At 33.9% G+C, this 9,330-nt stretch carries 11 protein-coding genes; 10 read left to right on the forward strand and 1 reads right to left on the reverse strand.

Going from position 1 to position 9,330, the window contains the following annotated elements; all coding sequences use genetic code 11:
• Window positions 1-82 precede the first annotated feature (82 nt).
• The 5 genes from rmuC (at window position 83) to FLACHUCJ7_RS12830 (ending at window position 3,605) form a co-directional block, all read left to right on the forward strand.
• Window positions 83-1,459 (forward strand): DNA recombination protein RmuC, encoded by a 1,377-nt coding sequence (gene rmuC, locus FLACHUCJ7_RS12810; RefSeq protein ID WP_180909154.1) that lies wholly within the window; start codon window positions 83-85, stop codon window positions 1,457-1,459.
• A 7-nt stretch (window positions 1,460-1,466) separates the two neighbouring features.
• Window positions 1,467-1,832 carry a 6-phosphogluconate dehydrogenase gene (locus tag FLACHUCJ7_RS12815; RefSeq protein WP_078225950.1) on the forward strand — a complete coding sequence of 122 codons (366 nt, stop codon included), beginning with the start codon at window positions 1,467-1,469 and terminating at the stop codon, window positions 1,830-1,832.
• 7 nt (window positions 1,833-1,839) lie between these two features.
• Window positions 1,840-2,388 (forward strand): acyl-CoA thioesterase, encoded by a 549-nt coding sequence (locus tag FLACHUCJ7_RS12820; protein WP_031457614.1) that lies wholly within the window; start codon window positions 1,840-1,842, stop codon window positions 2,386-2,388.
• A gap of 1 nt (window position 2,389) precedes the next feature.
• A complete protein-coding gene (locus FLACHUCJ7_RS12825; RefSeq protein ID WP_078225951.1) occupies window positions 2,390-2,845 on the forward strand; it encodes a hypothetical protein in 456 nt (151 codons plus the stop codon).
• A 190-nt stretch (window positions 2,846-3,035) separates the two neighbouring features.
• Window positions 3,036-3,605, forward strand: coding sequence for a YceI family protein (locus FLACHUCJ7_RS12830; RefSeq protein ID WP_180909155.1), 570 nt, complete (start codon window positions 3,036-3,038; stop codon window positions 3,603-3,605).
• A 10-nt stretch (window positions 3,606-3,615) separates the two neighbouring features.
• On the opposite strand, the gene FLACHUCJ7_RS12835 is transcribed toward FLACHUCJ7_RS12830, so the two are convergent.
• Window positions 3,616-4,527: a TIGR01777 family oxidoreductase gene (locus tag FLACHUCJ7_RS12835; protein ID WP_180909156.1), complete on the reverse strand. Its 912-nt coding sequence runs from the start codon at window positions 4,525-4,527 to the stop codon at window positions 3,616-3,618.
• A 97-nt stretch (window positions 4,528-4,624) separates the two neighbouring features.
• Here FLACHUCJ7_RS12835 and FLACHUCJ7_RS12840 point away from each other — a divergent pair, with 97 nt between their 5' ends.
• The 5 genes from FLACHUCJ7_RS12840 to FLACHUCJ7_RS12860 are packed head-to-tail and all read left to right on the forward strand — an operon-like array spanning window position 4,625 to window position 8,974.
• Window positions 4,625-5,284, forward strand: a complete 660-nt coding sequence (locus FLACHUCJ7_RS12840) for a TetR family transcriptional regulator C-terminal domain-containing protein (RefSeq protein ID WP_180909157.1) — start codon at window positions 4,625-4,627, stop codon at window positions 5,282-5,284.
• The gene (locus tag FLACHUCJ7_RS12845) at window positions 5,285-6,592 is read left to right on the forward strand and encodes an ABC1 kinase family protein (protein WP_078225954.1); all 1,308 of its coding nucleotides are present in this window, start codon (window positions 5,285-5,287) and stop codon (window positions 6,590-6,592) included.
• The gene (locus FLACHUCJ7_RS12850) at window positions 6,589-6,870 is read left to right on the forward strand and encodes a TIGR03643 family protein (protein WP_180909158.1); all 282 of its coding nucleotides are present in this window, start codon (window positions 6,589-6,591) and stop codon (window positions 6,868-6,870) included. Before FLACHUCJ7_RS12845 ends, FLACHUCJ7_RS12850 begins: the two co-directional genes overlap by 4 nt.
• The gene (locus FLACHUCJ7_RS12855; protein ID WP_180909159.1) at window positions 6,867-7,550 is read left to right on the forward strand and encodes an SDR family NAD(P)-dependent oxidoreductase; all 684 of its coding nucleotides are present in this window, start codon (window positions 6,867-6,869) and stop codon (window positions 7,548-7,550) included. The genes FLACHUCJ7_RS12850 and FLACHUCJ7_RS12855 overlap by 4 nt, the downstream gene beginning before the upstream one ends.
• Window positions 7,551-7,555: 5 nt before the next feature.
• Window positions 7,556-8,974, forward strand: a complete 1,419-nt coding sequence (locus FLACHUCJ7_RS12860) for an SDR family oxidoreductase (protein WP_180909160.1) — start codon at window positions 7,556-7,558, stop codon at window positions 8,972-8,974.
• Window positions 8,975-9,330: the final 356 nt, after the last annotated feature.

The following is a 9,330-nucleotide window of genomic DNA, read 5'->3' on the forward strand; positions in this document are numbered from 1 at the left end:
AGATACTAATTCATGAAATATTAATTGTAAAGAATAAGAACTACGTATTATTGCGTACTTTTACTTAAAAATTTACGTGTTTATGTTCGATTTTGTTCCGTTTCTGATGGTTTTCGTTTTGGCTTTATTCCTGGGCATTTACTTGGGCAGAGTTTTGTCTTCGGCTAAATTTGAATCAGAGAAAGTAAGTTTGAATGAAAAACTTAATGGAGCAAATTCGCAATTTCTATTGCAGAGAGAACAATTTCTAAACGAAAAGAACAGTTTTGAAAAACAGCTTCATTTAATCCATTCAGAGAAAGAAAATATTCGAAATGAGAAAGATAGTTTAGCAATTCAGCTATCAAAAAAAGAAGCTGATTTTGAAAATTTATGGGAACGCCACAAAGAACAAAAAGCAGAAATAACAGCACTGCAGGAAAAATTTACTAAAGAATTCGAAAATTTAGCCAATAAAATCCTCGAAGAAAAATCAGCAAAATTTACTGAGCAGAATTCCGTAAATATGAAAAATATCCTGTTGCCTCTGCAGGATAAAATTCAGGGTTTTGAGCAAAAAGTAGAACAAACTCATAAAGAAAGTATCGATTACCACGCAGCTTTGCGCCAGCAGATTTTAGGTTTGAGCGAAATGAATATTCAGATGAGCAAAGAGACTTTAAATTTGACCAGGGCGCTGAAAGGAGACAGCAAAATGCAGGGTAATTGGGGCGAACTGGTTTTAGAACGTGTTTTGGAAAAATCAGGACTGGAAAAAGGAAGGGAATATGAAGTTCAGCAAAGTTTTACCAATAATGAAGGGAATCGTGTTTTTCCTGATGTAGTCATTAATCTTCCCGACGGAAAAAAAATGATTGTCGACTCAAAAGTATCGCTAACCGCTTATGAAAAATGGATTAATGAAGAAGAGGAATTTCTTAAAGCTGATCTTTTAAAAGAACATGTCAACTCCATCAAACGGCATGTCGAGCAATTAGGGAGCAAGAACTATCATGATCTGTATCAAATTGAAAGTCCGGATTTTGTTTTGCTTTTTATTCCTATTGAACCCGCTTTTGCCATTGCTTTAAATCAGGATTCTAATTTGTACAATAAAGCTTTTGAGAAAAACATTGTTATTGTAACACCAACTACCTTATTGGCAACTTTACGAACGATTGATAGTATGTGGGCCAACCAGAAGCAACAGGAAAATGCTTTTGAGATTGCACGTCAGGCCGGAGCATTGTATGATAAGTTTGAAGGTTTTGTAGCTGATTTAGTAAAAATTGGAAATAAAATAAAAGATACCAAAACCGAATATGAAAATGCAATGAACAAACTTGTTGACGGGAAAGGAAACCTGATTTCGAGTGTTGAAAAGTTAAAAAAAATGGGAGCGAAAGCCAAAAAATCACTTCCTGAAAATATTATTACAAGAGCTTCAAACAATACTGATGAAAACCAATCTTTAAATTAAAAACAGTATGAAAAGAATTTTAATGATTATTGCCGTTGCTTGTGTGTTGATTGGAACAATATATTTTGCATTTATTTATTATGTGCCTTATAGCGAAGGTTATCGTTCAGGTGAATTAATTAAGTTGAGCCATAAAGGAGTTATGATGAAAACATGGGAAGGCGAGTTGAGCCAGGGCGTTTCCGGTTCGCAAATATTTCGTTTCTCTGTTTTAGACAGTGATAAAAAAGTGATTGATGACTTGAATGAGTTGCAAGGTCAATATGTAAAACTCACGTATGTCGAAAGATATAAAACCTTTAGCTGGTGGGGTGATACCCAATTTTTTATCACAGCTGTCCAAAAAGAAAATTCTCCTTTTAAATACAAATAATTATAATATGACTACAGATTTCAAACCCGTTTCTTCATCGAAAATAAGTATTTCAGAATTAATGCTTCCGTCACATACCAATTTTAGCGGTAAAATTCATGGAGGATATGTTTTGCAATTGCTGGATCAGATTGCTTTTGCCTGTGCTTCAAAATTTTGCGGGAATTATTGTGTAACGGCTTCTGTTGATACGGTAAACTTTTTAAAACCTATTGAAGTAGGCGAGTTGGTTACAATGAAAGCATCAGTAAATTATGTGGGTCGGAGTTCTATGATTGTAGGTATTCGTGTTGAGGCAGAGAACATTCAGACCGGGGCTGTCAAACATTGCAATTCATCCTATTTCACTATGGTTGCGAAAGACAAGGAAGGTAAAAGTGTTCAGGTTCCGGGACTAATTTTAACCAATTTGGATGAAGTACGCCGTTTTAGAAAATGTATCAAACAAATTGAAACCAAAAAAGAAATAGAAGAACATGCCAAAGAAGCAAAAGTGAATTCTATCGAAGATTTGGCTAGTTTAGATAAATATAATGTGTTGTTGGAAATTGGATAGTATGATAAAATATATTTACAGCAAACCTTATTTTTTATTTTTAGCCTTTATAACGATTCTTTTAATAATTGGGTTTATAAATATTAAAGAGATGTTGGATATCAATATTCATGATACCTATTTGGTTATTTCTTATTTAGATTTTGCTTTACTTTCATCGTTTATTTATGGCGCTTTAGGACTAATTTATTTTGCTCTGATAAGATTTAATTTATCATTGATAAAATGGATGACGATTGCCCATGTAATTATTTCGATAGGAGGTTATTGTTCAATAGCCAGTTTTTTTCTGCTTATTAGGGAAACAGCTCCGGGAGATTTTGAAACTCTTTTAGATGATATGCATTTTAATGAAAGAATAAATTGGGGAATATTTATAACTTCATTTATAATAATCATCACTCAGATTTTATTCTTTATAAATGCAATTTATGCTCTAATAAAAGGCAGAAGATAATAGTAAAAAATTCACAAATATTTAGCATTAAATCCTCAACTCTATCCCTCGGATTTTCGTAACTTTAAGTACATGGTTGTATTACTATGTTTTACGGAGTTACGCCATTCGATTTTTTTAATCTGATTCATTTCAGCTTTTCTTTCTTTAAATAAAACCGAATGATATAATTGTTTAATTGCAGACGATTATGAAAAAAACTATTTTATTTATTCTGCTATTTACCACTTATTCTATTATTGCTCAGGAAAAAATAACTACCAGCAAAGCAATAATAAATTTTGAAGCTTCAGTGCCATTTTTTGAAGAAATAAAAGCGGTAAACAGTTCGGTTTTGATTATTTTGGAGCCCAAAACAAGTACTTTTTTATGTACTGTTATCATGAGAGATTTTCATTTTAAACTGGATTTGATGGAAGAGCATTTCAATGAAAATTATATCGAAAGCAACCGGTACCCTAAAGCTTTTTTTAAAGGAAAAATCGAAAAATTTGATTTAAAAGACATTGATGAAGTTGAAAAAGAATACGTAATTAAAGGTAGATTAATGATTCGTGGAAAATCTAAAGAAATAGTGGTAAAGGCAATGTTAAAAAAAGCCAATGGAGGAATACGAATTACATCAGATTTTCCAATTTCTACTGCTGATTTTGATATTGAAATTCCGGACAGAATAGCTTCAAAAATTGGAAAAATTGCAAAAACTCAATTAAACGGAGTTATTGGTGGTGATGAACAAAATCTACTGACTCTAAAATAAAAATTAATTTTTAAGGCAAACAATTAGAAAGCGCTGTTTTTAAATCTTCATAAAGGAAATGAACACCTGCTTTTTTAATTTTTTCCGATGAAACTCTTTGACCGTTTAGGACGGCAACACTCATTTCTCCTAAAAATAGTTTAAGGATAAATGCAGGGATTTTAGGAAGCCAAATCGAATATCCATACAAATTGGCAAGTGTTTTAGATAATATTGCGTTTGTAGTATTGTCTAAAACAGTTGCATTATAAGCACCATTTATTTGCTCATCCTGAATGGCTTTTAAATAAATAATGCATAAATCTTCAATGTGAATCCAGGGCAAATATTGTTTTCCGGTTCCTAATACTGTTCCAAATCCGATTTTAAAACCCGGTGTAAGTTTTTTTAAAAAACCTTCATTTCTTCCTAATACAATTCCTGTTCTGATTTTTACAGTTCTAATTCCTAAAGATTCAATTTTATCAACGGCTTGTTCCCATTTTTGACAAGTCATTCCTAAAAAATCATTTGCCGGAGGGGTGCTCTCTGTACAAATTTCATTGCTTGTTGCTGCTCCGTAAATTCCAATTGCTGACGCAGAAACAAATGCATGCAATGATTTATTGTTTTTTTGAAGAACTGAATGAATAAGTTCAATGGGTTTGGTGCGACTTTCTAAAATATCTTTTTTGCGTTTGGCTGTCCATCTTTTCTCTACAATTCCTTCGCCTGCTAAATGGATAATATAATCTGCTTTAAGAATGGCCTCTTCGTCAATATAATTACGTTCCAAATCCCATTTGTAATAGGTTATGGCACCGGAGTTATTATTGTCACTTCTGCTTAGAATATATACAGAGAAACCATTAGAAATCAATATGTCGGTAAGATATTTACCGATAAATCCGGTACCGCCAGTTAATAAAACATTTTTTGCCATGATAGTTTATAATATATTTAACAGAAGGTTTTGTTTAACGATACACAAATATAGTTAAACATTGCGTACCTTTAAGGCAAATTCTAAATTTAATGAAATGGCAACTAAAAATAAGATAATCACAAAGGATGATATCGTTTCAAAATACATGAATGAGGTTTTGGAAAAAGGAGAAAAGCCAAAATCAGTTTATCTTTTTGCAAAGCATAATCACTTTACAGAAGCTGAGTTTTATACTTTTTTTGGAACACTTGAAAGTTTAGAAAAAGAAATTTTTAGACTGTTTTTTGAAAATTCTTTTAATTTACTGCATCAGCATGAAGACTATCCGCAATATGATATGAAGAATAAAATGCTGAGTTTTTATTTCACTTTTTTTGAAATTTTGACAGCCAACAGAAGTTACGTTTTACAATCTTTAAAACGGGACAGAAATCCATTAAAGAATTTAGTACAGCTGACGACACTTCGCGAAGCATTTAAAAATTATGTTTCCGAAATCCTGACTGATGATTACAGGCTGGAGCAGGAGAAATTGCAAAAATATCAGGAAAAAGCCATTCAGGAAAGTGCCTGGCTGCAGCTGATGATGACCATAAAATTCTGGATGGACGATGATTCTGCAGCATTTGAAAAAACAGATATTTTTATAGAAAAATCTGTAAATGCTTCATTCGAATTAATGAATGTTAAACCATTAAACCATCTGATTGACTTTGGGAAATTCCTTTTCAAAGAAAAAATATACAGCAAATAAATGAAAACAATCGATTATATACCCACGTCAAAAATTGAAAGAGCCAGCAAATTGGTACAGACCGGTGCAAAAATAGGTGTTAACTATGTGAAGCATTATGCTGAAAAAATGGTTAATCCAGACTTGACCCGAGATAAACTCAATGAAAATAATGCTGAAGATATTTACGATGGCTTAAAAAGCCTAAAAGGAAGCGCTTTAAAAGTCGCGCAGATGCTGAGCATGGACAAGAATTTTCTGCCTCAGGCGTATGTAGAGAAGTTCTCTTTGTCGCAGTTTTCTGTTCCGCCACTTTCAGCTCCATTGGTTTTAAAAACATTTAAAAATAATTTAGGCAAAACACCTTATGAAATCTTTGATGAATTCAATGCCAATTCTGTCAATGCGGCAAGTATTGGTCAGGTTCATCTGGCTGTTAAAAACGATAAAAAACTAGCCGTTAAAATTCAATATCCGGGTGTTGCCAATAGTATTTCGTCAGATTTGGCTTTGGTCAAACCTATTGCGATTCGAATGTTTAATTTACAAGGAAAAGATTCTGATAAATATTTTAAGGAAGTTGAAGACAAACTGATTGAAGAAACCAATTATTTACTGGAACTCAAACAAAGCCAGGAAGTGGTTGCGGCCTGCAGTAAAATCGAAAACATTCTTTTCCCAAACTATTATCCTGAATTTTCATCAGAGAAAATCATCACGATGGACTGGATGACCGGAATTCATCTTTCTGAGTTTACGGCAAAAGATTTTGATCGTGAAACCGGAGATAAAATTGGTCAGGCACTTTGGGACTTTTATATGTACCAGATTCATGTTTTGCGAAAAGTTCACGCTGATCCGCATCCCGGAAATTTTCTCGTTGACGATCAAAACCATTTGATTGCAATTGATTTTGGATGTATGAAACAGATTCCAAATGAATTTTATGTACCGTATTTCGAGTTAATCAACAAAAACGTCATTAGCGATAAAAATCGATTCAACGAGAAATTATTCGAATTAGAGATTCTTCGACCAGATGATTCACCTGCAGAAATCGAGTATTTTACAGAGATGTTTCATGATTTGTTATCGCTTTTCACGAAACCGTTTCAGGACGAAACCTTCGATTTTGCTGATGTAACTTTCTTCGAAAATATCGCAAAATTAGGAGAACGTTTTTCTAACGATACTAATCTTAAAAAAATGAATGGGAATCGCGGTTCCAAACATTTTATTTATATGAATCGTACTTTTTTCGGTTTGTATAATCTGATGTTTGATTTGAAAGCAAAAATTGTGGTTAACCAATTTCAAAAATACAAATGACAAAAGAGGAAATGACCGACCTGGAAAAAGACAGAATCATAGAAATGGCATGGGAAGACCGAACAACTTTTGATGCTATCTTTATACAATTTGGTTTAAAAGAACAGGAAGTTATCGATTTAATGCGAATCGAAATGAAAGCTTCAAGTTTTAAAATGTGGCGCGAACGTGTTCAGGGAAGGAAAACGAAGCATGAAAAACTCAGAGACTTTAAAGAAGGTCGTTTTAAATGTTCCAGACAAAGACATATAAGTCATAATAAAATTTCGAAAAGATGAAGAATATCCTAATTATTGGAGGCAGCAAAGGTATCGGTAATGCGGTATTACAGCAGCAGTTAGAAAACAACAATGTATTCAATATCAGTCGAAACGAGCCAAATATTAATCATCCGAACCTGACTCATTTTAATTTGGATGTGTTGAAGGATGAACTTCCTGATATCGAAAATATAGACACTTTGATTTATTGTCCGGGATCGATTACTTTAAAACCTATTTCGGGCTTAAGTGTTGATGATTTCAGGAATGATTTTGAAATCAATGTCATTGGTGCCGTAAAAGTAATTCAGAAATACCTGCCAGTTTTAAAAAAAGGCAATCTGCCTTCCATTGTTTTGTTCAGTACCGTTGCTGCAAAATTAGGGATGCCTTTTCACGCCAGTATCGCAACTGCAAAAGCAGGTGTTGAAGGTTTGGTAAAATCACTTGGAGCTGAATTGGCTCCCACAATACGTGTCAATGCAATTGCACCCACAATTACCGAAACGTCACTTTCAGCTTCAATACTGCGAAACGATCGTATGAAAGAAAATATGATTGAACGCCATCCCATGAAAAGTTATTTAAAACCTGATGAAGTGGCTAATATGGTTGATTTCCTAATCTCTGAAAAAGCAAATTCTATTTCAGGTCAGGTTTTCGAAATGGATTATGGTCTGGTGAGTTTTAAAATCTAAAAAACATGAAAATTCTCTTAACAGGCGCTACAGGTTACATAGGAAAACGTATTTTACCTATTTTAGTGGATAAAGGGCATGATGTAATTTGCTGTGTAAGAGATAAAAACAGATTTTATATTCCGGAAGATTTTCAGGAAAAAGTACAGGTTATCGAAGTTGATTTTTTAGATAAAGAAACTTTAATAAATATTCCAACAGATATTGATGCCGCTTTTTATCTTATCCATTCGATGTCCGGTTCTGATACCAATTATGATGAACTGGAAAGCATTTCGGCAACGAATTTTTCTGAAAGAATCAATCAAACCCAGGCACAGCAAATCTTATATTTAAGCGGAATTGTAAATGATAAATCGCTCTCAAAACATCTGTCTTCCCGAAAAAATGTCGAAAGCATTTTAGCGAAATCAAAAGTTCCGTTGACGACGTTAAGAGCAGGAATTATAGTAGGATCCGGAAGTGCTTCTTTCGAAATTATCCGTGATCTGGTCAACAAACTTCCGGTCATGATTACTCCCAAATGGCTCAATACAAAATGCCAGCCTATTGCCATCAATGATGTATTGGAATTCCTCTCAAAATCACTTTTAAATCCGGTTACTTACAACCAGAGTTTCGATATTGGAGGTCCGGATATTCTAACCTACAAGGAAATGTTACTGGCTTTCGCCGAAGCAAAAAACCTAAAAAGATATATTTTTACCATTCCGGTCATGACACCTAAACTGTCATCGTACTGGCTGTATTTTGTAACCTCGACCTCTTATAAACTGGCAGCAGCCTTAGTTAGCAGCATGAAAGTTGAGGTGATTTGCAGTGATCATCGCATCAACGAACTTTTAGGCGTAAAGCCAATTCCTTACAAAGAAGCACTTTCCAGGGCTTTATCAAAAGTTGGGGAAGACAAAGTAATATCAAGCTGGAAAGATTCCCTGATCAGCGGCAGGTTTAGCCAAAGCATTTCAGGATATTTAAAGGTGCCTAAAAAAGGCTGTTACATTGACCGAAGAAAAAAAGAAATTCTGGATCGCGACTATACGATTAATCAAATCTGGTCGATAGGAGGGGAAACCGGCTGGTATTATGGCGATTGGCTCTGGAGTTTCAGAGGCTTTATCGATAAGTTATTTGGTGGTGTAGGTTCCCGTCGTGGACGAACCAATAAACATACTATTTATGCCGGCGATGCACTCGATTTTTGGCGCGTTCTGTATGCCAATAAAAAAGAAGGAAAACTGATCTTATACGCCGAAATGAAACTACCCGGCGAAGCATGGCTCGAATTTAAGATCATTCACAATACGTTATATCAGGCGGCGACTTTTAAGCCAAAAGGAATCTTAGGAAAATTATATTGGTATTCCGTACTGCCTTTTCACGGCTTTATCTTCAACGGAATGCTGAATAAACTCATTAAATAGTTTCAGGAGCTATTTCCAGCTGTCTACTGTATCTTTTGTGGTCTCGTTTTTTTTAAAACGAGACCACAAAAGGATGCCGTTCCAATCTGGGCTAGGGCATTAATTTTCATAAGAGGTTTTTCATGATTTATGAATCGTATTTTTTTACAGTTTGTAAGAAAAAATAAATATATTTGGGAGAAATAATACGAAACAAAACATGCGCATAACATACCAATTTGGAATAAAATGAGTTGAATTTATGCGTATATAAACTAGTTGGCAGTAATTTTAACGGAAATCAGAAAATTGAGACAAATCAAGACATTTAGTGATGACAGACTTGACAATATGTGTTCATATTGTGGAGAAAAACC

The organism is Flavobacterium salmonis (genome assembly GCF_903819435.1).
Lineage (GTDB): Bacteria > Bacteroidota > Bacteroidia > Flavobacteriales > Flavobacteriaceae > Flavobacterium > Flavobacterium chungangense.